Genomic DNA, 873 nt, shown 5'->3' with positions numbered 1-873 from the left:
TCACACTCATAAAGTGGGGACTAAACTCTGCTAAATCAGATGTACCTTTAATGTTTAATGTTGATGGATTTGTACCATCATTTCCTGCAGTCAACTTAAATTGACCACTAACATTTACTAATTTACCATCAACATCACTAGAAACTACAGTTCATTTATTATCACTAGCTGTTGTACTTAATGAATAGCCGACTACAGCATTTTTATCAAGCTGTGTTTGAGTTTCTGCTTTCAAGGCATTTAAAGCGTCAATCATAGTTTCTAAGCGAGTATCATCATCACTATCTGTAGGTGCTTTAAAGACATTAGATAATTTCTTAATATTTGCTTCATCAGTAGTTTCGAAAGTAGTTTTATAAACAAAACTTTCTAGTAGTGGACTTAAATAACTAGCACCTGTTTTAAAGCCTGTGATATCAGCATCTCTACCTGTAGCTGCTGTTTTATCAGTAACTGCTTCAACACTAGCATCATCACCTACTGTTGATTGATTAGTAGTTGTTAGTTTTCAATACTTAGTAGTTCCATTATTTGTACTTGATAATAAGAACTGCACTTGCAAGGCTCCTGCTGCATTATCAAAGTAATTTTGTCCACTTTCACTTGCTTTTTTAATAATTTCAATTTTAAAGCCTGTTGCTTCAAAAGAACTATTTAGTGAATCTAGTTTTGCTTTTAAAGCAGTATTTAGATTAGCAAAATCTTCATCGCTTGTAACTTGCGAAGCCATTTTCTCTTTTAAAGCAGTTGCTTGTGTATTAGTTGAACCATCTAGAGTCATTTTTAAGTTTTCACTAGTTAGTTCTTTATAGATTTTTAAAGCATAAGCATTTTCACTAGTAAAGCCTGTAACAGTTACTTCTTTACCTAGGG

Annotated in this window: 1 protein-coding gene; it reads right to left on the bottom strand. The window is 32.6% G+C overall.

Translation table 4 applies throughout. The features are described 5' to 3' along the window. Positions 1 to 873: hypothetical protein (locus CJJ23_RS05135; RefSeq protein ID WP_180738054.1), on the bottom strand; the 873-nt coding region annotated here is incomplete at both ends.

The sequence above is a fragment of the Mycoplasmopsis agassizii genome, assembly GCF_002276225.1.
Lineage (GTDB): Bacteria > Bacillota_I > Bacilli_A > Mycoplasmatales > Metamycoplasmataceae > Mycoplasmopsis_B > Mycoplasmopsis_B agassizii_A.
The sequence above is the reverse complement of the archived record's forward strand: the minus strand, read 5'-3'. Positions and strand labels throughout refer to the sequence as shown.